This window comes from Gottfriedia luciferensis, assembly GCF_001712755.1.
GTDB classification, from domain to species: domain Bacteria; phylum Bacillota; class Bacilli; order Bacillales; family Bacillaceae_G; genus Gottfriedia; species Gottfriedia luciferensis_B.
In genome coordinates this window covers 222,667-247,740 of record NZ_MDKC01000001.1, presented here as the reverse complement: position 1 = coordinate 247,740, position 25,074 = coordinate 222,667, and the positions used below count along the sequence as shown (strand labels likewise).

At 30.4% G+C, this 25,074-nt stretch carries 25 protein-coding genes and 1 riboswitch; of the genes, 7 read left to right on the top strand and 18 right to left on the bottom strand.

The window, feature by feature from the left end; all coding sequences use genetic code 11:
- Positions 1–277: 277 nt before the first annotated feature.
- Together BED47_RS01310 and ade are read right to left on the bottom strand one after the other, a co-directional pair.
- Entirely contained in the window at positions 278–967 is a 690-nt protein-coding gene (locus BED47_RS01310) for a Crp/Fnr family transcriptional regulator (RefSeq protein WP_069032017.1), read from the bottom strand.
- A gap of 117 nt (positions 968–1,084) precedes the next feature.
- Positions 1,085–2,806 carry an adenine deaminase gene (gene ade / locus BED47_RS01305; protein WP_069032016.1) on the bottom strand — a complete coding sequence of 574 codons (1,722 nt, stop codon included), beginning with the start codon at positions 2,804–2,806 and terminating at the stop codon, positions 1,085–1,087.
- Positions 2,807–2,838: 32 nt separating this feature from the next.
- Positions 2,839–2,941, bottom strand: a riboswitch (purine riboswitch).
- 265 nt (positions 2,942–3,206) lie between these two features.
- On the opposite strand from ade, the gene BED47_RS01300 reads away from it, so the two are divergent.
- Positions 3,207–3,956 carry a DUF4397 domain-containing protein gene (locus BED47_RS01300; protein ID WP_254664529.1) on the top strand — a complete coding sequence of 250 codons (750 nt, stop codon included), beginning with the start codon at positions 3,207–3,209 and terminating at the stop codon, positions 3,954–3,956.
- Positions 3,957–4,013: 57 nt separating this feature from the next.
- Here BED47_RS01300 and BED47_RS01295 read toward each other — a convergent pair whose 3' ends face one another.
- A complete protein-coding gene (locus BED47_RS01295) occupies positions 4,014–5,117 on the bottom strand; it encodes a sensor histidine kinase (RefSeq protein ID WP_069032014.1) in 1,104 nt (367 codons plus the stop codon).
- A gap of 310 nt (positions 5,118–5,427) precedes the next feature.
- Between BED47_RS01295 and BED47_RS01290 the strand changes: the two genes are divergently transcribed.
- A complete protein-coding gene (locus tag BED47_RS01290) occupies positions 5,428–5,817 on the top strand; it encodes a YueI family protein (RefSeq protein ID WP_069032013.1) in 390 nt (129 codons plus the stop codon).
- 63 nt (positions 5,818–5,880) lie between these two features.
- Here BED47_RS01290 and BED47_RS01285 read toward each other — a convergent pair whose 3' ends face one another.
- A complete protein-coding gene (locus tag BED47_RS01285) occupies positions 5,881–7,230 on the bottom strand; it encodes a hemolysin family protein (RefSeq protein ID WP_069032012.1) in 1,350 nt (449 codons plus the stop codon).
- 498 nt (positions 7,231–7,728) lie between these two features.
- Between BED47_RS01285 and BED47_RS01280 the strand changes: the two genes are divergently transcribed.
- Both BED47_RS01280 and BED47_RS01275 read left to right on the top strand, forming a co-directional pair.
- Positions 7,729–8,193 carry a MerR family transcriptional regulator gene (locus BED47_RS01280; protein ID WP_069032011.1) on the top strand — a complete coding sequence of 155 codons (465 nt, stop codon included), beginning with the start codon at positions 7,729–7,731 and terminating at the stop codon, positions 8,191–8,193.
- 181 nt (positions 8,194–8,374) lie between these two features.
- The gene (locus tag BED47_RS01275; protein WP_069032010.1) at positions 8,375–8,566 is read left to right on the top strand and encodes a hypothetical protein; all 192 of its coding nucleotides are present in this window, start codon (positions 8,375–8,377) and stop codon (positions 8,564–8,566) included.
- A 44-nt stretch (positions 8,567–8,610) separates the two neighbouring features.
- Here BED47_RS01275 and BED47_RS01270 read toward each other — a convergent pair whose 3' ends face one another.
- The 4 genes from BED47_RS01270 to BED47_RS01255 form a co-directional block, all read right to left on the bottom strand.
- Positions 8,611–9,168 (bottom strand): hypothetical protein, encoded by a 558-nt coding sequence (locus BED47_RS01270; RefSeq protein ID WP_069032009.1) that lies wholly within the window; start codon positions 9,166–9,168, stop codon positions 8,611–8,613.
- A gap of 449 nt (positions 9,169–9,617) precedes the next feature.
- On the bottom strand, positions 9,618–11,489 hold the full coding sequence (locus tag BED47_RS01265; protein WP_069032008.1) for a hypothetical protein: 1,872 nt from the start codon (positions 11,487–11,489) through the stop codon (positions 9,618–9,620).
- Positions 11,479–13,392 carry a hypothetical protein gene (locus BED47_RS01260; RefSeq protein ID WP_139116321.1) on the bottom strand — a complete coding sequence of 638 codons (1,914 nt, stop codon included), beginning with the start codon at positions 13,390–13,392 and terminating at the stop codon, positions 11,479–11,481. The genes BED47_RS01265 and BED47_RS01260 overlap by 11 nt, the downstream gene beginning before the upstream one ends.
- Before the next feature lie 164 nt (positions 13,393–13,556).
- A complete protein-coding gene (locus BED47_RS01255) occupies positions 13,557–14,042 on the bottom strand; it encodes a GNAT family N-acetyltransferase (RefSeq protein WP_069032006.1) in 486 nt (161 codons plus the stop codon).
- Positions 14,043–14,198: 156 nt separating this feature from the next.
- Between BED47_RS01255 and BED47_RS01250 the strand changes: the two genes are divergently transcribed.
- On the top strand, positions 14,199–14,684 hold the full coding sequence (locus BED47_RS01250) for an Hsp20/alpha crystallin family protein (RefSeq protein ID WP_069032005.1): 486 nt from the start codon (positions 14,199–14,201) through the stop codon (positions 14,682–14,684).
- 162 nt (positions 14,685–14,846) lie between these two features.
- Here BED47_RS01250 and BED47_RS01245 read toward each other — a convergent pair whose 3' ends face one another.
- Complete coding sequence (locus BED47_RS01245) at positions 14,847–15,431, bottom strand: SCO family protein (protein WP_069032004.1); 585 nt, start codon at positions 15,429–15,431, stop codon at positions 14,847–14,849.
- A 170-nt stretch (positions 15,432–15,601) separates the two neighbouring features.
- Here BED47_RS01245 and BED47_RS01240 point away from each other — a divergent pair, with 170 nt between their 5' ends.
- Positions 15,602–16,555, top strand: a complete 954-nt coding sequence (locus BED47_RS01240) for an MBL fold metallo-hydrolase (RefSeq protein WP_069032003.1) — start codon at positions 15,602–15,604, stop codon at positions 16,553–16,555.
- 46 nt (positions 16,556–16,601) lie between these two features.
- Here BED47_RS01240 and BED47_RS01235 read toward each other — a convergent pair whose 3' ends face one another.
- The 4 genes from BED47_RS01235 to iadA form a co-directional block, all read right to left on the bottom strand.
- On the bottom strand, positions 16,602–17,444 hold the full coding sequence (locus BED47_RS01235) for a DegV family protein (RefSeq protein ID WP_069032002.1): 843 nt from the start codon (positions 17,442–17,444) through the stop codon (positions 16,602–16,604).
- Positions 17,445–17,689: 245 nt separating this feature from the next.
- A complete protein-coding gene (locus BED47_RS01230) occupies positions 17,690–17,875 on the bottom strand; it encodes a twin-arginine translocase TatA/TatE family subunit (protein ID WP_025672166.1) in 186 nt (61 codons plus the stop codon).
- A 166-nt stretch (positions 17,876–18,041) separates the two neighbouring features.
- Positions 18,042–19,088 (bottom strand): BMP family lipoprotein, encoded by a 1,047-nt coding sequence (locus BED47_RS01225; protein WP_069032001.1) that lies wholly within the window; start codon positions 19,086–19,088, stop codon positions 18,042–18,044.
- Positions 19,089–19,316: 228 nt separating this feature from the next.
- Complete coding sequence (iadA, locus tag BED47_RS01220; protein ID WP_069032000.1) at positions 19,317–20,483, bottom strand: beta-aspartyl-peptidase; 1,167 nt, start codon at positions 20,481–20,483, stop codon at positions 19,317–19,319.
- 202 nt (positions 20,484–20,685) lie between these two features.
- Between iadA and trhA the strand changes: the two genes are divergently transcribed.
- Positions 20,686–21,312, top strand: a complete 627-nt coding sequence (gene trhA, locus BED47_RS01215) for a PAQR family membrane homeostasis protein TrhA (RefSeq protein ID WP_069031999.1) — start codon at positions 20,686–20,688, stop codon at positions 21,310–21,312.
- A gap of 34 nt (positions 21,313–21,346) precedes the next feature.
- Here the strand turns inward: trhA and BED47_RS01210 are convergent, their stop codons facing one another.
- The 5 genes from BED47_RS01210 to BED47_RS01190 form a co-directional block, all read right to left on the bottom strand.
- Entirely contained in the window at positions 21,347–22,054 is a 708-nt protein-coding gene (locus BED47_RS01210) for a lysophospholipid acyltransferase family protein (RefSeq protein ID WP_069031998.1), read from the bottom strand.
- A 146-nt stretch (positions 22,055–22,200) separates the two neighbouring features.
- Positions 22,201–22,857, bottom strand: a complete 657-nt coding sequence (locus BED47_RS01205) for an FMN-dependent NADH-azoreductase (protein WP_069031997.1) — start codon at positions 22,855–22,857, stop codon at positions 22,201–22,203.
- Positions 22,858–22,967: 110 nt separating this feature from the next.
- Positions 22,968–23,450, bottom strand: a complete 483-nt coding sequence (locus BED47_RS01200) for a dihydrofolate reductase (RefSeq protein ID WP_069031996.1) — start codon at positions 23,448–23,450, stop codon at positions 22,968–22,970.
- Positions 23,447–24,241 carry a thymidylate synthase gene (locus BED47_RS01195; protein WP_069031995.1) on the bottom strand — a complete coding sequence of 265 codons (795 nt, stop codon included), beginning with the start codon at positions 24,239–24,241 and terminating at the stop codon, positions 23,447–23,449. The genes BED47_RS01200 and BED47_RS01195 overlap by 4 nt, the downstream gene beginning before the upstream one ends.
- Before the next feature lie 30 nt (positions 24,242–24,271).
- Positions 24,272–25,060, bottom strand: a complete 789-nt coding sequence (locus BED47_RS01190; RefSeq protein ID WP_069031994.1) for a class I SAM-dependent methyltransferase — start codon at positions 25,058–25,060, stop codon at positions 24,272–24,274.
- Positions 25,061–25,074: the final 14 nt, after the last annotated feature.

Sequence of the window (25,074 nt, the reverse complement as noted above, 5' to 3'; positions counted from 1 at the left end):
GTAGGTTAATCTAAGTAAAGGCTATTTGATTAGGATTTATTGCAGACTTTTTTTGATGGATAAGTTGGAATGGAGGGATGCTCGACTCCTATGGGATAAGCGGGAAGGCTGAGACCCCGCAGGCTTGCCGAGGAGGCTCAGGTCTCGCCCCATGGAAAGCGAGCATCCTGTAATGGAAATCAACATCACTCTACTCCTTTTACGAAAATTTGGTAATTTAATTGACAAGGTTGTTTTTCAACAGCGTGAAGGAGCATGACAATCTCATGCTCCTTCTTTAGTTAACTTCCGCTTGCAATTCTTCTATTTTTACGACTAAAAAGCCTTCTGAATCAATCGTAATTAATTCTTTTTTTCTTAATTGATTTATTGTACGATTTACTGTCTCTCTTGATGAACCAATCATATTAGCAAGTTCGCGATTTGTAAAATGTGTTGTTATTTTATATTGATTTTTATCTAAAGATACCCCATTTGTTTTACAAAGTCGTAATAATAACATGATTACTTGATCATATGTATTATGAAGTGTTTGTTCAACTAATCTAGCTTGTAGATCGATAATTTTTTCTCCAAGAAACTTTAATAACTTTATACATAGTTCAGGATATTTAATCAGAATTTGCTCAAAGTCAGCGACTGGTGTGATAATTAACTCTGCTGTTTTAAGCACTTCAGCATGTGCTGGGAAGGTTCCTTTTCGAAATAAACCAACATGTGGAAACATTTCACCAGTTCGTGGTACCGAAACAATTTGTTCTCTACCCGATAGATCAGTTATATGTATTTTTATCTTTCCGGAGTGTATAAAAAACACGCGATCAAGTTTGTCACCTTGCAAAAAGACAAATGATTTTGCTTTATATAATCTCATATGTGAAATATCCACTATCGATTGAAGCTCTTCATTCGAGAGATCTTTAAAAAGTGGTACTCTTTTAAAATGATTAAAAATCACATCTGACATTCAAAATACTCCTCTATGAAAAATTCCTTCTACTCTTAAATACAAGTATTTACCTTTCTCCCTTATATCATTAAATAGAAAAAGACTCCTTAGCTAGGAGTCTTCATTTTCTGATATTTATTCTCCAGGAAAAACTGGAATAAATTTAAATTCATTTACATTAAATAAACCTTTAGTCGTTAGTTTTATACTCGGAATAACTGGCAGTGCTAGAAATGATAATGTTAAAAAAGCGTTAAATGTATTGTTTGGTCTAATTTGAAGTAATGATTTTTCAATTTGATATAAACCTGCTTCGACTTCTTCGGCAGATTGATTACTCATTAAACCACCAATCGGTAATGATAATTTGGCAATAACTTTTCCAGATGCTACCACTACTATTCCACCGTTCATTTCTTCAATTGTTTTAATTGCAAGATACATATCATTATCATTCATACCAGCAACGATTAATTGGTGTGAATCATGAGCAATGGTTGTAGCGATTGCTCCCTCAATTAAATTTAAACCTTTTACAATCCCAAGACCAATCTCTTTTTCAGAATGATAGCGATCTATTACTGCAACTTTACATAAGTTTTCGGCGACATTTGGAACAAAATGAGTATATTCATTTGATAATTTTTCAATTAAATGATTTGTTACGATACTATTCGGATTAATTTCAATTATATTTGCAAGCGTGTTAAAGTTTGTTTTTAATTCAAGATCTTCAATCTTTAGATCACCTATGCTTACTTTTGAATCAATCAAATTTGACTCTTCATTTTTTATTTGTTTACAATTTTGTTTGTTTTTAACGATAAACTCATTTTCACACCAAACGTCCGTCACTTCTACTAATTCTAAGTCGTTTAAAAATACAAAGCTTGCTTCATATCCAGGAGCAATTGCACCTTTTTGTTTTAAACCATAGCATGTTGCCGGATTTAATGTTGCCATTGAATAAGCAGTCACTGGGTCAATTCCATATTTGATTGCTGTTCGAATACAAAAATCAATCGAACCTTCTTTTATAATATCGTCTAAATGTTTATCATCTGTACAATACATAATTCGCTGTGCATTTCGATCATTTACTGCAGGTAATAAATCCTTTAGATTTCTTGCAGCCGAACCTTCTCTAAATGCTACAAATAACCCTGCTCGCAGTCTTTCCATTACTTCTTGAACATTTGTACATTCATGATCAGTTGAAATACCTGCATAAGAATAGGTGTTTATTTCATTTTTAGTTAGTCCAGCTAAATGACCATCGATCGGTTTTTGATAAGCATGTGCTAACTTTAATTTATCAATCATTTGTTTTTCCATCGACATTACCGCAGGATAATCCATTACTTCAGCTAATCCAAGTACTCTCGGATGTGTCATAAAGGGTTCTAAATGTTCTGCATAAAGTACGGCTCCTCCACGCTCTAATGAGGTAGCAGGTACACAGGACGGTAGCATAATTCTAACGTCTAACGGGATATTTTCTGATGCGTCTAACATCATTTTAATTCCATCTACCCCAGAAACATTTGCAATTTCATGTGGATCGCAAATAACAGTTGTTACTCCATGTGGTAGAACAGTTCTTGCATATTCACTTGGTAAAACCATTGATGATTCAATATGGACGTGGGAATCAATAAAGCCAGGTGATATATATTTCCCTTCAGCATCAATTACTACATTAGCTTCATAATCACCTATTCCAACTATTATTCCATTTGTAATTGCAATCGAATCTTCTATTATTTCTTTCGTAAAAACATTTACTATTTTCCCATTTATAATTAAAAAATCAGCCTTTTCAGCTTTTGTTGACGTTTTCATTTCATGTAAGTTCATGTTTGTTTCCTCCTAAATATTTAGGAGAGAATATGCTATGTCATATCTCTCGTAGTCAAACTATATCGGCAGCTTGGTAGATACTTTTGGACCGGTTATTTCCAAAATTATACGAGCGTATTAAGAATCTTTTCAATTTATAGTGATCCAGACTTAAAAAACAAGTTTTAGGACTTTGTCTTCATACTGAATCATTTAATTTAAAATGAATAAACTTAATTAGCTAATATTTAATTGTAAAAAACTATATTGATAGTATTCTATAAAATCTTGAGCCTAAAAAGCAATAACTATTTTAAGAGTTTTAAATATAAAATAATTCATAATTTTCTCGTTAATGAATACTATTTTAAATGGGATCGTAGGATGGTACTCATAGGAGGTATGTAGTTTGAAGAAAGTGGTAGAAAAAAAACGAATAAACCCGAATATTTTTAATCATTTTTCATCCTATTCAAAAAAAGAGGACAATTTGTTCCCCGTTAATTATAATCGATTTGATTCGTTCCAAAAGCTAATAAAAAATAATTCACCAATAATTTATAAACAGGATAATATAGTAAAGCAAAATTTAGCTTTTATAAGACTCGTTAATGTTTTGCCTAAAAAAATAAGCTTAGACATATATGTTAATCGTACGAAATTTATTTCGAATTTAACTTTTAAAGAATCAACTCACTATTTAACTTTACCTTCAGGGGTACACTTTGTTGAGATTTTTAAAACGAATGATCTATCAAAACCAATTCATTCTGAACAAATAAATTTACTTGCTGAGCAAAATTATACGATTGCTATTGGTCATAACTTAGACCAAATATCGCTGTTTTCATATATGGATAATCATTCCTTGCCACAAGGAGAAGCTAAAATTCGCTTTATTAATTTATCCCCTAATTCACCAAATCTAGATTTTGCAGTAAAAGCTGGTGAAGGAGATGTTGTTTTCCCTAATGTCCCATACCTAAAAGCCTCAGAATATCTACCTATATCGCCTATGACAGTTAATTTGGAAATACGATTAACAGGTACGAAAAAAATCATATTTCCGCTCTATAAATCAAAGTTTAAAGAAAATATAGTATATGATTTAATTTCAGTAGGGTGTGTTGAAGAGGACCCAAAGTTTGAAGTTATTACATTATTTTAGTCTGTTCACTAAATTCCCAATACAAATAAAAAACTCGGACTGATTATCCGAGTTTTTTTATGCCCCTTTTGGCAATTTTATGTAAAATGCTGTCCATTCATCATCAGAAAAACATTCGATTTTGCCATCATGTTTTTCAATAATTTGTTTACATACAAATAAGCCAATTCCAGTACCATGATTTTTTGTCGTAACAAATGGTTCAAAAATTGTCCGTATGCTTTCTTCACTGATTTTAGGGCCATTATTTCTTATTTGAATTTCAATCATATCCTCTAGATCTGAAACTTGGTAATGAATCGTTTTTTGACCATCGTTTTCCGCCAAGGCATCGATTGAATTCATTAATATGTTAAGTAAAACTTGACGAAGTTCATTTCTGAAACCCGGTATGTATATTTTTTGTGAAATTCCTTCTTGTAAAATGACATTCGAATTTACAATACTTGGATATAAGAATTCTGTGATTTCTTTAAATAAATCATTAATTAAAAAGGATTCCACCCTTTGGTCATGATCCTTTTTCGAAACATGAAGAAATTGATCAATTCTAAAATTTAATTGATGCAATTCATGATCTATGATATCTAAATACTTTAATTGAGGATGATCCCCTTTAAGTAATTTTACAAATCCAATAATAGAAGTTAGTGGATTTCTAAATTCATGAACGAAACTAGCTGACATTTGTCCTAGGATTGTAAGTCTCTCTTTATGAGTCTCGTCAATGAACTGCTTTTTTTCTTCTATATCTTGTGTAATGAGATAAGAATACTCTTTTACTGTAAAATAAATAAACTGGTCAAAAACGTAGTTAATTTTATTTATGAGCGGCTGAAGTAGGCTAATACTTTCTTCAAATTCAGACAAATGTTTAAAAAGTTCACTTCTAGCTATATTTGAATTATACACAAAATCTCCGATGTTAGCACTTGCTTTAGCTCGTTCAAGGGCTATTTTATGTGCCAAATCTTTGACTTGATCCTCATTTATTTTGCCCTCAATAAATAATAATGTAAAGTCAATCAATTTAGTTCCATTAATGATAATCTCGGTTTTAAATGGATCATTATCGCTTATTACCGCTTGAGCGACCCAATTCTTTGTTAATGTAGGCATACTTTCCTTTATGAAAGTGCTATACCTACTCTCTATTGACATATCAATAAGGAACACCTCCAATAAAAAATCTATTAATTAAATAGTAACAAATTTTTAAATATTCGTTAAGTAAAAAAATAAAAATTTGTCGAATTTATTACGACAAAGTAATATTTTTTACATTATTCTGTTAAATTGTAAATTAAATTCATGAATATTTCTTACATTTCATTAAGAACCTGACTTTTACGAAGATCACTAGTTCTAGTAATAATAAAACTAAAAGTATGCAAAAATGTCAATAATATGGTGTGTAGAATAGAATAAAGTTAGATACAATTAACTTAATAAACTGAAGGTAGGTATTTCGATGGCTGGAAATAAAGTGGAAGATTATTTAATTAAAGGTATCTATGGCGAAAAGCAAATAAAAATTGAAGAACGAAATATTTTTTTAGGAACAATTCGCGAAAGAATTGAAATTGCTTTAACTACAAGTCAAGTCATGGCAAATTCGATTTATCCAATCGTTGAAAAATCAATCAATATGAAAAATGTTACTTTATTATTAAATGGTACACTGCCTTATAATACAATTTCTAAATATCTTTTACTGGCAAAGAATAAAAATATTCCCTTTTCACTTGTCAATAATTTACCCGTCCCTACTCCAATCGGGCTTGTCGTTACACATAATGACGCAATTGATAAAAATGAAATATTTATTAAAGATGAGCTTTACAAATCTACTAATTTTTAATTAATTCGGTATGTGAAATTTTTTATGATGAGGATAAAAGCGCAGCTCAATTGTAATTACAATTTAAGTTGCGCTTTCTTCTTCAAGCTCAGGTTTTTTAATTGGTTCCCGTGTTAATTCAATTGATTTTATATAATGTCCATCTAACTTAAGAACTTTAAATGAACAGTTATGAAATTTAATCGAATCCCCTTCTTGCACATCAAAATTTTCAGTTAAAATCCATCCACCAATTGTATCAACATCTGTATCATCAATATCTAAGCTAAAAACATCATTAATTTCACTAATTAAAACTTTACCTGCAATGATGAATTTATTTTCGCTTACTTTACTTATATCCTCTTTCTCATCAACATCAAACTCATCTCGTATTTCCCCAACAATTTCTTCTAAAATATCTTCAACTGTTACTAAGCCAGATGTACCTCCGTATTCATCAACTAAGATCGACATATGTATATGTTCTCTTTGCATTTTAACTAATAAATCATGAACTGATATTGATTCAATAACTTGAATGATTGGTCTAATATATTGTTCAAGTGTTTTTACCTCTGCTTCCCCTTTATGAAGAACAAAATCAGTAAAAACATCTTTAAAATTTATTAAACCAACGACATGGTCCTTATCTCCATCTACAACAGGAAAACGTGTATATTTTTCTGTACTCATAAAGTGAATATTCTCATGAAAAGCTTCACGTAAGTCAATTGCAACCATTTCCGTTCGAGGAACCATTATTTCTTTTGCTACTCGCATATTGAAATCAAATATATTGTTCACATACTTAAATTCAGATTGATTTATTTCGCCACTTTTATAGCTTTCAGAAAGTAGAATTCTTAATTCCTCTTCTGAATGAGCAACTTCATGTTCTGAAGCAGGAGGAAGTCCAAATATTTTCAAGACCATCCTTGCTGAATTATTAAACAACCAAATGAACGGATAGGTAATTTTGTAAAAAAGAATTAAAGCTGGAGAAAACGTTAATGTAATCTGTTCAGCCTTTTGAATAGCGATTGTTTTAGGAGCTAATTCACCAACGACAACATGAATAAATGTAATAATTCCAAACGCTAATAAAAAAGAGATCGTGCCACTTACAGCAGTAGGTAAATGCAAATCGTCAAGTAATGGATGCAATAATTCATCTACAGCTGGTTCACCTAACCAACCTAATCCTAAACTCGTAACAGTTATACCAAGTTGACAAGCTGAAAGATATTCATCGAGATGTGTTATTACGCGTTTTACAGCTCTTGCTTTCTTATTTCCCTCACCAATTAATTGATCAATTCTAGAACTTCTAATTTTTACGATTGCAAATTCTGATGCAACAAAAAAGGCAGTAAAAGCAATTAATACAACAACTAACAATAACTTAGTACCAATTCCAAACAATTGAGTCATCCCTCCAATTGGAAGTGAAGGCCATCTTCATAATTAATATTTTTAAATAGGCTTATCTTAGTATATTCAGTTAAATAATTTGTTATCAAAATTTTTTTATTTAGGCATTCTTAAACTTGGATCGAAAATGATTTTTGAAAAGGATTTGCATTTTCTAGTTTTCACACTCAATATGACTGCTCTCTTAATACCATTCTTTACCTTTTCTCAATTTTCCTTCTCCGATCAGTGTCTTGCATTATATGCTATTTATCTACTTTATATTCTAAAATTAGTAGAATATTTTACTAAAAACACCTTAATAAACCGAGTTTCGATAAAAATCAATACAAAAGTAATTAAGTTTACATTTTCAGCTATTTTGAATGTTAAGAACTTATTTATTCGGAGTATTTTAAGAACTTTTGCCGAGTCAACACTAGTTTTGTCAACCTCAAAGGAATGTGCAGTTTTATAAAGAATTTTTAATATATAAATTATTTGGAGGAGGAATAGCGTATGTATACAACTTCTCAAGTGGCAGAACAACTGCAATTAACAAATAAAAAAGTATTATTTTTTTTAAAAAAAGGTAATTTAAAAGTAGAGAAAACTCATAACGGATATTTATTTACAGAGGAACAAATCGAACAAATTAAAGAAATTTATGAAGCTTCAATGCAAACGATCGAACCAAAACAAAATGACACGGATCATATTGACATTATAAAAGAATTAACTCAAAAATTAATAAAACTTGAAGAAAAAATTGAAACAAAAGCAAATGAAGTTGTTTCGGTACAAATTTTGGAACATCGATGTGAAATTGAAGATTTAAAGAAAGTAGTTGTTAAACTTGAAAATCAAGTAGAACAATTAAATGAGCAGGTGACCTTATTAAAAGCAGATTTAGAGGATCAGAAAAAGATTATTACATTTAAACCGAAAAAACGATTTGCAATTTTATCGATATTCGGAGTTTAAAAAATCTAAAGACATGTTTATGGTTTAATGAATTGAACTAAAGAACGAAGCTAAGCGAAATAATGAAGGATGCAATCGTTTGGCGTGCATTTAAAAACGTAGAAGAAAATTCTTCTACGTTTTTTTACATACTAAAATGAATGTTGGTCAAAAATAATTTTGTATGAAAGGAGGAATTAACATGCAAAAAAATGCTCGACAATATACTCAGGATGCAACTACTGAACTTAAACACGCAATTGAATGTCTTCAATCTGCTTTAGGAACGGTTGAAAAACCCCAAAACCACGAAAGAATCGAACAAGCGCTTCAAGCTTGTCAAACAGCTTATAATCAAACGAATCAGGCTGTAGGTATTCTTGAACAAGAATAAAATGCAAATAAAAAAACTCAGGTTAATCCCTGAGTTTTTTACAATTATTTATCATAATACATTAATATTTCTTTAAATTCATTTGAATATTTTAATAACTTAATAGCATGCTTTATATCCAATAAAAATGGTACAGCAATAATATCATCACTTATTTCAAAATACTCATCAATCGGTAAAATTTTAAATCCTGCACTTCTAGCAAACATATATAGTCTTTTATTTATTGTACCAATATACCAATCAGCGTTAGTCTGATTGGCATGATCATAACACGCTAGTAAAATTTGTTTAAAAAATCCTTTACCTCTATTTTCCCTTGTAATTAATAATTTACCAATTTCATAGATTTCTTCATTTTGAATATATTTAATATATTTGTTTTCGGAAAAATTATAATAATATTTATTTTTATCCTCATTTTCAATATTATATTTACTAAACTCGAGGGTACCAATTAACTTTTTATCCGAATTACAAATTCCATAACGAGTAACTTCATTACTTCTTACTAAGAAAGGTATTTCGTTTTCTTCACAAAAATCTCCCCAAAGCTCGTTAAATAAATTATTCTCTTCTTTTGTATGAATAACACGAAACACTCTCACTCACCCCTAAAATTCCTATATAAATATTCTTATCTTACGTCTATAAAACAAAGTTTATACCAAATTTTAGTATTGTCTCTTTAATACTATTTAGTTATTTTGTTAAAAAAATATTTTATTGGTCTGTTTATATATGGCTCTATTGTATGGTAAAATTTAGCTTTTGGCAACGCTTACATAACTAATTATGTATAATTTGTGAAATCAAAATAATCTCATAATTAGTTTTCTAGTATAGATTAATACGATATTGCAAGTTTTCAACCGAAATATTTTTTCGTAATTTATAATATAAACAATGTATCAAAATGACAAAACATCTTCGAATTAAAAAATTATGCCCTATGCCATCGATTGGTAAAGGGCACATAAAAATTTGTTTGTTTGACTTTCTCAAAATTCAGTTTCAATTACAATCAAATCGCAAAGGGTTCATCTTGGGATTATTTAAGTTCTTCAAGTGTTTTGTTTATTATTTCTACTAACTCTCTTTCACCTACTAGTTCATAAAAATCCTCGCCCTTTTTCTTCGGATAAAACTGAATATAAGTGCCACAGCCCGCTTCTAGAACTTTACGATGAACATTACTACCCGGATATAAGCAAATCACTTCGTTGATCGGTTTTCGCACATATGTCATTTTTCCATTAACACGTTCAACATACTTAAGTCCCCAGTATTTATACATTTGTTCCATTGCCTTTGTATTCCCTACTGGTTGATAAATATTAAACATTGGACTATATTTAATTTCAAAAATGATCGAAGCAACGTATTCTTTATTTTTTTTTCGATAAAAATCTAATCTTATATCCGGTTTTTTTGATTCTTCACCACTAAAAAAATTTGTTCCTTTTAACAGTGATACTTGTGGACTTCCCTCGATGATTTCGTTATAAACTAAATTAATGATCCAATTTTTATTTTCAAGAGACACAAATGCTCCGTCCATTAACTCATCGTCTTTTATATGCATTAAAATCTGTTCAGCTAATGGTTCAGAATCATTTTTAAATTTTAACTTTAAGAAAATATCGCATAATGAGAAAAAGACAAAGTATTCATATAGTAAAAAAGTTGGCTTATATACTGGTAAAAGCATTTGTTTTTTTCCGTATTCTTTTACCTTTTTATCAAACAGGCTTAAGGAATGAATAAAATTTAAAAATACTTTCGATGGACTAGTTGGATATTTTGAAGTATCAGTATCCGTTGCTAAACGAAAAACCCCAATTGTATATTCTCTAAAATAGACTTCATAAAGTTTTTCTAAAGAATTCGTAATTCGTTCTTTTTCTGAAACACTTTTAGTTAATTTTTCTAATTCTAGCTCTTTTAACATTTTTGACTGTCTATATTTAGCTTTTTCTCGATCGGTAATTGAGCCATTCCCAACTACATTTTGCATCATTTTTTCTATATCCTTCACTTGAAAATCGATTTGATCCATTTTATTTTTGTCTTTTACTAATTCATATTTTACAAAAGTTAATAAGGTTTCAATTGTAAGTAGAAATTTACGAACTTTATGTTTAGCATACTTTATCTCATCAATATAATTTTCTTCTTGAACAACTGGTTGCATTGTTAAATTAGTTGCATTTGAAATGGCTGGATGCAATAATGTCCATCTAATTGTATTAAAATCTAATTTTTTTACCTGCCTTTTTAATTCATATTCCTTTTTTTGCTTCCGCTTCAATTTACTTATAAACTGCTGTATTGCAACTAGTAGTCTCTCTTCATTTGACTCGATAAATCGAATAATTGGCCAAAAATACATTGTTCCATTTTGAGTAAATGAAGCAGAAGATTTTTTAAAGTATTGCGAGTCATTCATTATTCCATTTATTTGTTGATTTAATGTTGTATGCATCCACTCTAATTGATCATAATCTAAATTTTTCGGTACTATTTTTATCATTCCATAAAACTGTTGTTCTTGATAAATAATACAAAATTCATAATACCCGCATCTCCAAGGATAGGCATTCTCGGTTTTACCATGTTCATATATTAATATTTTTCTTTTTTCAGATGTAAAAATAAACTGCTGATCATCCAGGTTTTCTTGTTGAAAATGATAAAGATTATTCCAAACGAACGTAATTTTACCGTCAAACTCACCATCGACTTGAAATAAAAATCTTTTTAATTCCTGTATTTCATAGGCAAATAAGTAAGCTTCTTTTGGGTTCATTGTAAGTGCATCAAGAGATATTTTTTCCTCTTTCCCCCTAGTTCCGACAAGAATTGCAATCGTAAATGGGAGATAAAGTGGCTCAAAAATTTCTGGACTATTATTAGTTGACATATCCATCAATCTCCAGCTGCTTTCTTTTCTTTTTCAATTCTTTAATAGAATACTCAAAGTCAGAAATTGATCTACCTAAATTAGATTTCATGACCATGTTTAGTAGCCCTTCCTGCTCGTTCCCTTCACCTGTACCAATTAATTCTTCTAAATTAGCAAATAATCCCCTAACTTTAGTTAATACGCGTTGCTTAACAAAGAGATCGATCGCTTCTTTTCGTTCGAATTGAATATGGGATGGAAGAGTAGGTATATTCGCTAAATAATTTGATAAATCTTTAATCATACGCGGAGAGATTATTCGCTCACTTAGTGAATGTTCAACTATTTTATTAAACTCATCAAAAAACTTTAATTCATCACTTGTAAGCTCAGATGCACTTAAAGTTTTCTTTGTCCAATTACTATAGTTTTCTGCATTAATATATATTTGTGGTACAGTTTCATAAATATTTTCATTATTCATCTTTTCTGCATAATTTATGAATGAAGTTGATCTAAGTGAGATTATATTTACACGATCTAACAGTCTTAAAGAAAACTCACTTGAAGTTTCATCAAAGTTAACTGTTCCAACAAAAATAATATTATTACCTATTCTTACTTTAGGCTTATAATATTGATTAATGACTACGTTATGATCATGGAATAGCGTAATCACTCTCTTATCCTGAGGCATTTCTAAAATTGATAAAAATTTACTAAACCAATGTTCAATTTGAGAAAGATTCATTTCATCAAAGATCACCATATACATCCTGTGTGGAAACTGTTCGGCCTCTATAAGTAATTTCGTTAATCCGGTCTCAGAGTCTATATAAATCCCAGTAGTCGGATTTAAATAACCCAATAAATCATAATGTTCACGATAAGATGGTGAAATTGGAACAAATAGTAACTCCTTACCAAATTCAAGTCCTAAGGTTTCGCCATAAATACGTGCTAATTGAGATTTCCCAGTACCGCTTACACCACCTAAAATTGTTAGAGCCTGAAATTTACAACATATATGAAAATTAATAATATCTTTTTTTTCGTATAACAATCCTTGCTGCAAACAATTTTGGTAAAAACGTTCAATAAAAGCATTTTCAGTATCATTACTCCATTCAACGGGAAAAGCTTGTTTCTCAGTAAAATCTTGCGTATAAATAAGTTCTTTGCATTCTTTTTTAAAGTTTTTACATAACTCTTCCCACTGTTTTTCGGGAATAAAATAAATTAAATGATTTAAATGAATAAAGGACTTTTTAAGTTCATCTTCATCATAATCTTGAAATGTAACTTCATTTTGTTTTTCTAAATAACTAATATCATTCATCATCGATTTTAAAAACAAATTGCCATATAGTCGATTTTCATAAAAGACAAATTCAGGTTGATCAAAATCATTAAAATACTTTGGCAGATGAATTGGCAAAGAACCTTTAATAAGTCGGTTTTCGACCTCTTCACGCTTTCCCTCTCCCCTAAGTTCGATGACAGGTAGAAGATGGTAGGAAGTGTCCCGTTTCCCATCAAAAAACTCAACTAGATCTGCTGTGACAACTTCATTGGCATATTCAAGACGAAACATCACTAATTTAGAATCAAAAATCTTTTTTAATCCATCAATTATGTCATCTTTCTTCTTACTTTTAATTAGTGGTTTTATTTTACTTTCATTATTTTTATTTGCAGTTGTCCCTACAAACAAAACATCTTGAGTTGAAAAACTAGCTTTTAACTTTGATGGAATTGGAGATAAACACTCTACATAAAAACGAATATGATCTTCATCTTCATAGAAAAGTAAGCTCTGCTTCTCTTGGTCCACTACTCTTTCTGTAACAATTTTTCCAAGGAATAAAAAGTTATGAATTTTTTTTGCTAATTTCTGGGTCAATGCGCGTTTTAATTTCAAAGTCATTTCCCCCACTTTCCGACATTTCTCCTACATTTTACGTTCATAGTATAGAAATTATGAATAATACGGCCTTTTTACAAATAAAACACCCAGGTTCTGTAATGTCCAATGGATAAAATGATGATATAAAATTGATTTCTTATTAAGTTCTTGAATTTGGCTTAGAGCATTAATTGATAATAAACGATATCTAGCCATTGATTAAATTTCTGACCCACTTTATAAAAATGGCCTACCTTTTTAAATCCTAATTTCTCATGTAATCTTTCGCTCACTTCGTTTCCGCTAGTAATACAAGAAATAATTGTAAAGTGACCTAGTTTTTTAGCAGTTTCAATCATGTCAATCATTAATGCCTTCGCTAGCCCTTTTCGACGATGATCAGGATGAATATAGACTGATAGTTCTACTGTATGTTTATATGCATCTTTTTCCTTAAACTGTGTAAGTGAACAATAACCTGTTACTTGACCATTTTCTTTAGAAACAATTACTGGGTAGAACTCATTATGGTTGGCAAACCATTTTTGCATTTCTTCTTCTGTTTTTATTTTCATATCAAATGTTGCTGTAGTGTTTAGAATTGCATCATTATAAATTGTTACAATTTCTAGTACATCTTCTTTTGTTGCAAACAGTATTTCCATTCAATTTCCTCTTCTCACGTTTTTTCTTTCCATCTATTGTACATGACAAAAATTGATTTTCAACAATTCGAATAATAAAATCTTTACATCTAAACATGCACAGTGTTTAGGCTCCTTACATATACTGCGTTAGTCGGAATGATAGGAGGTATGAATATGAGTGAAAAAGAAAAAAACAACGCTCAAGATGAAAAACAAAGTCTTTCATCTATTGATCTTCAACATTATTTAAAAAAGGTGGATGATCTAATAGATCAGTCGCCTATTAGAGGTCTTTTTGATGAGATTGATAAATTCTTTCATAAACATGGAGTTTTTTCGTCAATCGGTGTAGAGATTATTGAAAACGGCGAGGAATTAATCATTCAGGCAAGTATGCCAGGTGTAAGTAAAGAACAAATTTATATGGACCTTGAAGGTACAATCTTAACAATTGGCTTAAAAACTGATACGACTACTGAAGTACAAAACGATCAATCAAATTACTCCTATAAAAAATATTCTTATAGCCAATCCCAAAGAGTAGTAAAATTACCTTACCCAATTAATGCAACAACAGCAACTGCAACATACGAAAATGGTATGCTTGTCATAAAAGGTACAAAATTACCTGAATACCAAAAACAAATCTTTTTAGACTAAAAAGTAACACTGCATTTTACCAATATCTTAAAGCTAATCCGATGAATGTCGATGTTTTAATACACAGCACAATTAACTAAATTCAAATAAAAAAACTGAGTATCTTTTAGAAACTCAGTTTTTTATTAAATAAATAGAAACTCTTTTAACCAAAACGCAGCTTTATTTCCCTGTCAAAGTTTCAATATCAGATAAAATCTCATCAAATGGCACATTACTTACACCACTATAATCTTTAACGATTTTTCCATTTTGATCAATTAAATAAAATTTAGTACCATGGATAACTTGTGAATTGTTTTCAGGTTTTTTAACAATCGTTTTAAAATTTTCAGATGCAAATTTTTCAATGTGTTTTTGAGAATAGCCCGTTAAGAAATTCCAATTATTAAAATCTGCATTAAATTTATTTGCGAATGTAGTTAATAATTGTGGCGTATCAACTTCAGGATCAATACTAAATGAGATGAAGTCTACATTCAACTTCTTCTCTGCAGCCTTTTGTTGAAGTTTTGCCATATTTGCTGTCATTGGCGGACAAACTGTTTCACAACTTGTAAATATAAAATCTGTTAGCCAGACCTTTCCTTTTAAATCTTTCGTCCCAAAAGTCTTACCGTCCTGGTTAGTGTATGTAAATTTTTCTAAATCCCAATTTAAAGGATTTTCAATTTTATTACCACAGCCACTTAATAATGCAAGACATAAAATCATTATTAATGTCACAAATACCGTATTTCTCTTCATACTTATCCCCCTATGTTGCATTGTACTTGTCCATTGTATCAAAAACTGATCGTTTCTTTCTAATAATTTAAACTAATTGACATATATATTTAAACTTTTTCAAATGATACTTTTACAAAGTAAAGTTAAACTAAACATATTGATAAAAAATCTTGAAAGGATGACTGATAATGGCAAATAAAAAATATGAAAATTTAGACACGAGTTATCGTAAAACTTTTAAAGATTTAATCAAATGCGGAATCGAAAGAAGTAAGACAAAAAAGGATTATAGCAGTGTCATTCAACAATGTAGTCATAAAAAAATCTCCTATTTAAAGGAAAATCGAGATAAAACAACAATTACTTGGATTGGACACTCTACTTTTTTAATTCAAATAAAAGGAGTCAATATATTAACTGACCCTGTTTATGCCAATCAAATGGCTTTAAAAAAACGATTGTCAAAACCAGGCATACTTATATCAGAATTACCTCCAATTGACATAATTTGTATTTCTCATGGTCACTATGATCATCTAGATTTTAATACATTGCGACATTTCCCTAAAAAAACACGATTTATTTTACCAATCGGCTTGAAACAAAAATTTGTTAGTAAAGGCTATACCAATGTCCATGAAATGAAATGGTGGGAGTCAAAAGACTTTTTAGGGATCAATATTTCATTTGTACCTTCGCAGCACTGGACGAAGAGAACTTTATTTGATAGGAATAAGTCGCATTGGGGTGGGTTTGTATTCAAAACGTCGAATGACTGTATATATCACGTTGGAGATAGTGCTTATTTTTCAGGATTCAAAGAAATCGGTAAAAGATTTCAAATTGATACAGCAATTATTCCAATCGGAGCATATGAACCTGAATGGTTTATGAAACACAACCATATGTCACCTGAAGAAGCTGTTCAAGCGTTTATAGATTTAAACGCAAAGTTATTTATCCCTATGCATTACGGAACATTTAAACTTGCAGATGATACTCCTTTTGAGGCTCTAGAGCGATTATGTTCTGAATGGAAAAGGAAAAAAATAAAACCCGAAAAGCTTAAAATTTCTTTACTTGGTGAAACAATTCACCCCTCAATTGTTGGAAATAAAAAAGAAGAAGCCATTATTTATTAAGCTTCTTCTTTCTTATTGTTAGAAAATAATATGTTGAATAGAAAATCTATTCTGCGTAAAAAACGAACCCAATAGCACCTTTTCCTGTATGAGTACTAATAACTGGAGTTGTATAATCAGTTTCATCTAATTCTAGATTCGTTAGCTGTTGTATTGATTTCCTAAGATTCTCTGCAAGCTCAGGAGCATCTGCATGTGCAATTCCTACACCTTTTATCGTTTTTCCAAGTGTGTCTTGTTCAAAATATTTAGTTAAAGTTTTTACTACTTGCTGATGGCTACGCACTTTACCAACTGGAGAATAAACTCCCCCTTCAAGTGATGCAATCGGTTTAATATTTAGCAATGACCCAATGAAGGCTTTACCCTTTCCAATTCTTCCACCTTTAACTAAGTTTTCAAGTGTATCTACCATGATATATAAATACGTATTATTTTTAATTTCAGTAAGTCGGTTAACAATGTCTTCAACTGTGGAACCCTCTTCAGCCATTTGTGCTGCCTCGATGACTTGAAAAGCCATTGCTCTTGTAATAAAAGCTGAATCGATTACTGTTACATCACCTTCAACCATCCCTGCAGCTGCACATGCCGTTGAATAAGTACCACTTAAACCGCTAGATAAGTGAATTGAAATGACTTTACTGCCATCGGCTGTCAATTTTTCAAATGTTTCTACAAATGTTCCTACAGCTGGTTGTGATGTCTTTGGCAATTCAACTGATTGTTGCATTTCATCAATAAATTGCTTTGGAGATAGATTAACCCCATCTAAATATGTTCCACCATTTATTTGAATTGTTAAAGGAATGACTGTTATATTTAAATTTTCAATTTCTTCTTTTAATAAGTCGGCCGTTGAGTCAGTTACAATCTTAATGTTTGCCAATCATTTCACATCTTTCTTCTCTAAAATTCTACAAATTTTGCAAGGCAAACTTATTATAACATTTTTACTATAAGTTAACAGTAAATATTAAAGTTCCATTAAAATTTCAATAATTGTTTGAAAATCCTATTGACATGAAGGATATTTTTATGTACATATGGACAAGATAAGGCTTTTGAATGAAATAAGTAGATGGAGAAATTTCAAAAAAAAAACTCGGTGCCTTTACCGAGTCTTTTACTGATTTATTTGCCGTTCTTTTCGTCTTTGTCTTCTAAAAGATCATTTGTTAACCCTTGTGTAGAACGCTTAAATTCTCTAAGTGTATCACCAAATGCTCTTCCGATTTCAGGTAATTTTTTTGGTCCAAATATAATTAATGCTAAAATTAAAATTAAAATTAAACCTGGAAAGCCTATGTTAGCCATTATTTTCCCCCAACTTCCATCCACTATTAATAAGTAAGTACCAAACTTTCCTTATATAGTAATATTGTCAAAAATTTGTTCATTCGTCAAATAATTTCAAGGAATTTTAATAAATTTTAATAACTTATATAGCTTTAGTTTACATAATAATATTATCAATTAATTAAAACTAAATTAATTTTTCTTTAAACTGTAAATACTCTTCTTTATTACTAGGTACTACTAAAGCACCACTTTGAATTTTATCCTTATATTCATTAACTTTAACTAAAATTGGTTCCTCAACATTATTATCCGCTAGTATTAATTTTATACCATCTTCATTTAAACCATAAATTAATGTTTTACCACCATGAAATTCATTCGATTTTGTCTGTTTAGCCAAATCATATACTGCCTGATCAATCTTTTTCACAAGTGAGATAAGAGTTACGTTTTCAGGTAAACCGTGTTTATACTCATTCCGGTCAGCTCCTATTACCCATACTTCCCCTTGATTTGATCTCCTAATTTTTTTTGCAGTAGTAAATACGCCTTTACTTGTTAAACCCGCTACAGGAAAAATGATATCAACGTCTTTCATAAAAAAGTCATTTGCTATTTTTGAGCCTATTTTAGGGTCATTAAAAGTATTTGAATACGCAGTTAGAACTTCAATGTCTTTATTTACTGATTTTACTCCAGAGATAAATCCATACTTATATCTGTTAATAATTTCATTGTCGTCTCCGCCGATAAATCCGATTTTTTTTGTTTTTGTTTTCATTGCTGCTATTACACCTGCTAAAAAACTTCCATCTTGTTCAGTAAAATTAATACTAATTACATTTGGTTGGTCAACTCTCGAATCAATCACACCAAATTTAGTACTTTTATTGTTTTCTGCAACTTTATTCAATACAGAAGATAAATTATTACCTATTCCGATAATCAAATCATAATTTGCATCAGCCATTTTAGTAATTTTCTTTTCAAAACTTTTATTACTATTTGTTGCAATGTATTTATAATTCTTATCTTTTTTTAAATTTTCCTCTTTTGCAAATTTAGTAATACCTTTCATAGCAATTGAATTTAAATAACTATTATTATTACCATTTGAATTTGAAACAATCCCAATTTTGAAAGTATTACTAGACTCTTGATTATTACTGCAAGCCGAAATGACGACTGCAATTATCGAAATTAAGATTAATGCAGTCTTTTTTTTATACAAAATCATTCACCTCATTCGAATACAATTATTTCTAGTATGAATTTTCGATTATTGTTTTATTCGCTGAAAAGAAGAGGGATTAGCAAAATGAGGTTTTTGGATCTTAAATTTTTAATGCAGGAAGTATATACCTCCTGCTTTAATGTTGCTGAAAACATACTTATTATTTTCATTAATAATGTTCGTTTTCCCTATTGATTGTTTAATATTTCTCTATTAAAACTTTATTCATTCAAATGTACCTTTTACTAATACTTCTTTATCTTGCATCATTATTTTTCCTTTTGAAATAACTACTTCAATTTCTAGTGTTGTTTTATTTAGGAAGACTAAATCTGCATCGTATCCATTTTTGATTTGTCCTTTTTGTAATTTTAATATATTGGCTGGGTTTTTAGTGATTACGCTAATTGCATCTTCAATCTTGATGCCTTCATTTAAAATTGCGTCTTTCACTTCGTCATATAAGCTGCTTACTCTTCCAACCTTCATGCCTCGGAGTATTCCGTTTTCATCAAAATCAGGTAGACTACCTTGTCCATCAGATGTAAATGTGATTTGTTCAATGCTAACACCTGAATTCAACATTCTTTTCAATCCTACGCTACATTTCACTTCACCATTATTCAAAAAGTGTGGGATAGAGCTAGTTGTAAAGTCAACAAACCCTCCTTTTTTAGCGAAGTTAATACCTGCTTCAAATAAATAGCTATTGCGGTTAATATGTGTTGGGTAAAATTGAGTAATAGGTAATTCGGTTTCTTCAACAATCTCCTCGATCATTGATAACATTTTTTTACTATCTCCAATATGTACATTTACAACGCCGGACTTTCCTGAAAGCAAGCCTCCATTTCGAGATTGTGCAGCTATTCTTGCAAATTCTGCCTTTGTCGGTTGAGATGATCGATGGTCCGAAATTGCTATTTCTCCTACACCGATTATCTTATCAATTAAGATGATGTCTTCCTCAATTTTAGAAAATAACGTTTTGACAGGTGTTTGGTACGAGCCCGTATAGACATATGAAGTAATTCCCTCTTCTTCTAATGCTCTACATTTTGCTAGTAGACTGGTCATAGTTCTTGTTGTTCCATCTGTACCAATTACTCCTACTACGGTTGTGATTCCTCCTTTAATACAATCAGACAACAATAATTCTGGTGTTCTTGTTTTAAAGCCACCTTCACCTCCGCCACCAATAAGATGAACATGAGCATCAATGAAGCCAGGCACAATATAGTAGGCAGATGCATCCAATATTTGTATAGGTACCGAAGATGAGGTAATGTCTATGTCTTCATGAACAAACTCAATTTTTTCATTTGATATTAAAATATCGTTTTTACCTATTGACTTTGGGGTAAAGATTTCACCATTTTTTATGAGTAGCATATATACCTCCATTTAGATTATTTTGATTAAATTCAGATTACCATATCTGTCTGATTTATGAATCATACTTGATGTTTATCTGTTTAAAATGATCTATCAAAATATACATAAAGCTATTAAATATTGAAAACATTAAATCTCTAGATTTGTTCATAATACTCTCATGGATGAAAATGATTCATTTAAAATAGGAGGCATTTTTATGAGTAGAGCAATGAAAGAAGAATTAGCAAATGCTATTACTCATGGGATTGGTGCAATACTGAGCATCCCAGCACTGTATTATTTAATTAGTAAGGCTTTGCATAAAGGGACACCTTGGCATTTAATTTCTTTTACAGTCTTTGGTTTGTCTATGTTACTACTTTATATTTGCTCAACATTACTTCATAGCGTTAGAGACCCAAAGTTAATTAGGCTATTTACAATTTTAGATCACTCGGCAATTTATTTATTAATCGCTGGAACTTATACTCCATTTTTACTCATAACTTTAAGGGGAAAGATTGGCTGGTCCTTATTTACAATTATTTGGGGCTTGGCGGTTTCAGGTGTAATCTTTAAATTTATATATGTTAATAAGTTTGAATTATTTTCAACTATTGTATATTTAATTATGGGTTGGTTAATGATGTTTGCAATTAAACCTATTTATGTAGGACTATCTGGAATAGGATTTTTCTACTTATTATTAGGAGGGCTATTTTATTCGATTGGAACAATTTTTTTTCTAGTCAAACGCTGGCCATATAGTCATGCAATTTGGCATTTATTTGTATTATTAGGTAGTGCATCTATGTATTTTTGTATATTTAAATTTGTTGTTTAAAAAAGCGCTTCATTTTAAATGAGCGCTTTTAGTTTTATTTTTCAATAATCTCTTTAATATAGTTAGTTAATTCTTTCGGATCAGTTATTCCAATTTGTTCAGGATAAACTGGTGGAAATACTTTTAGTGTAACATTTGCTGGTTTAATTCGATTACCATTAGCCTCTAAAATATTATAGGTACCTTCAATTCTTACAGGAATAACTGGAACTCCGGATTTCGTTGCTAAATGAAAGCTACCGGATTTAAATTCACCCATTTCACTACGTTTACTTCTAGTACCTTCTGGAAAGATAACTAATGAATGACCATTTTTAAGTTTATCAATGCCTTCTTTTATAGCATTAAGTGATTGTCTTCGATCACTTCTGTCCATAAATACACTATGCATTTGTTCCATCCAGTCTGGTACAATCGGTAGTTTTTTTAATTCGGCTTTTGCAATGAATCCAATAGGCTTATTTAAATATCCTAATAATAGTGGTATATCAAAATTACTTTGATGATTACTTACAATTAGGACTCCTTCGTCTCTAGGAATATTTTCGATTCCTTCAACCTTTACTTTACTACCAGTACAACCAATCATCATTTTCCCGAAATAATCAGGAAATTGGTGCATAATACGGTCTTGCTCATGTACAGGTAAATCTTTTGGTATTTTTTTAACTGATGATAATTTTAGCTTTGCTTCAATTACACCAACTACAATGCGTGTTGCAGCAAATATTGTGCGAAACATATTAATCCTCCGATAATTGAGTATGTTAATTATTATACAAAATGCCCAACCACTTGAAAAGTATTATCCATCCTGATTAATTAATAAAACAAGTATCAAAAAAAAGAATCGGCTTATATTTGCCGATTCCTTTATATAGTGAATCTTTAGTTCGAAATTTTTTCGCCACTGAATTCTGCAGCAAGAACTTTAGCTTTTTCAATTGCATTAGCTTTAATTTCTTGTGCTTTATCTGGCATTGCAGCCATACCTTCTACGAATAAAGTAGTTACATCAGTAACACCTACAAAGTTTAAGATACTTGTTAAGTATGGGCTAGAGAAGTTAATTCCAGCTGCAGGACCTTCTGAATATACGCCACCGCTTGCTTGGATGTGTAATGCTTTTTTATTCTCAAGTAAACCAACTGGACCATTTTCAGTATATTTAAATGTTTTGCCAGCAATTGAGATATTATCAATAAAGTTTTTTACAACTGATGGGAAACTAAAGTTCCAAAATGGTGTAACAAATACATACTCATCAGCTTGAGTGAAAATTTCTAAGTTACGATTCATAGCAGCTAAAGTAGCTTGTTGATCAGCACTTAATTCTTCAAAAGCAGTACCGTTTCCTAATTTGCCCCATGCATCAAAAACATTTCCATCTAACATAGGAACATTTTCTTTAAATAAATCAAAATGAACAACTTCATTTTCAGGATTTGCTTTTTTGTATTCATTAATAAATGCTTCCCCAACAGATAGACCAAATGAATTTTCAATTGCATTTGGATTTGCAGTAATATAAAGTAATTTTTTCATCTTAAACATCTTCCTCTCAGTTTCGTTTATCTTTAATTCGAGATTTATTTTTAAAAATCAAGGGATAATCAAATCCCTTAACCTCATAATAATATCTTTAATTCAAGATGTCAATACTTTTTTTCATAAACAAAATATCTAAATTTAATTTTTGATTTTTCATCGACTTGTACATCAGAAACAGATTTTACATTCCATTCGTCCTTTGAAAAATTCGGGAAAAAAGTGTCACCTTCAAAGTTATGTTCAATTTCAGTAATATAAAGTGTATCTAAATATGGGAAAGTTAAATTAAAAATTTCAGCCCCACCAATAATAAATAAATCTTTATTTTTATTTTCTTCTACATAACTTATAACATCATTAATGACTATAACACCTTCTGCTTGAAAATCCTTTTGTCTTGTCACAACGATATTTTCTCGGTTTGGAAGTGGTCTACCTATCGAATCAAAGGTTTTTCTTCCCATAATAATTGTATATCCAGTCGTCACTTTCTTAAAATAAGCAAGCTCTTGTGGAAGATGCCAAGGCATCTTATTATTTAAGCCGATTACATTGTTTTCTGACATTGCAACTAATGCAGCAATCATACACTTACTACCCCTTTGATCGCAGGATGGCACTCATAATCTTCTAATGTAAAATCCTCATATTTAAATTCAAAAATGTTTTTAATTTCTGTATTTAACTTCATTTTTGGTAATTTATGTGGCTCTCTAGATAGTTGTAAATTTATTTGTTCAAGATGATTTGTATAGATATGTGCATCACCAAATGTATGTACAAAATCTCCTAATTCTAAATCACATACTTGAGCAATCATCATTGTTAAAAGTGCATAAGATGCGATATTAAATGGAACTCCTAAAAAAATGTCCGCACTTCTTTGATAAAGCTGACAAGAAAGTTTTCCATCATTCACATAAAACTGGAAAAAGCAATGACATGGTGCTAATGCCATCTTATCAAGTTCTCCAACATTCCACGCAGAAACAATCATTCTTCGAGAATCTGGATTTGTTTTTATTTGATTAATTACTTCTGTAATTTGATCAATTGTTGAGCCGTCAGCAGCTTTCCATGATCTCCATTGTTCACCATAAACAGGGCCCAAATTACCATTTTCATCTGCCCACTCATTCCAAATACGAACACCATTTTCTTTTAAGTATTGAATATTAGTGTCGCCTTTTAAAAACCATAATAATTCATGAATGATTGATTTTAAATGAACTTTCTTTGTTGTTACTAAAGGAAAGCCATCTTGAAGATTAAATCGCATTTGATAACCGAATGTACTAATTGTTCCTGTTCCAGTACGGTCTGTCTTTGTCATGCCATTGTCTAATACATGTTTACATAAATCTAAGTATTGCTTCATATTGACCTCCTAATTATGTATAGTTAATTCTTAATGAACTTCTTCTTTCATTTCAATATAGCCAAAATGAAATTCTGATGATTTGCGAATTAATTGATTAAATCCATATTTTTTAAATCTTTCACTTCTAAAATGATCTTTCAACACGATTCTTTTTCTGGCAACGCGCTTAGCTTCATTGATTACTTCATATGTTAGGTCATCATATGATGCTAAATTTTTCAATGCTGCAATACCCGAAGAGGCTTCAATATTTTTTTCAAACATTGGATCAAAATAAACGATATCAAAAGACTTGTCTGGAAGTGTCTTCAAATAAGTTTTATAATCTATATTCTTCACTTCAATTTTGTTAATGATATTCGACCAATCTATAATGTTCTGTTTATTTGTTTTTAGACCTTTCTTAGTTAGGTAAGCAATAATTTGGTTTTTCTCTAAACCTAAAACTTTACCTTGTTCACCTACAACGTAACTTGCAACAATACTATCTGAAGCCATTCCAAGTGTACAGTCTAGTAGAGTATCACCTTTTGTTAATAAACAAGCGTCACAAAAAGGATCATGTTCACCCTTCATCAATCGTCTAATTCTAAAAACTGAGGAGTTTGGGTGAAAAAAATATGGAATTGCTTGGTCATCCTCATACCATTCTAATCTATTTTTACCTAAAACAAGTATAGGTTTTTTAAATTTATCATAGATTTCTTCAATGCTAAATTCTTTCCGGAGAATTAGCTGTCCATTTAAGTCTGAAGCAATGATCTCTGCTTCCTTTTCTAAATAAACATCTGGTCTTAAGCAAGTTGTAATAATCATATGTCTCCTTAATT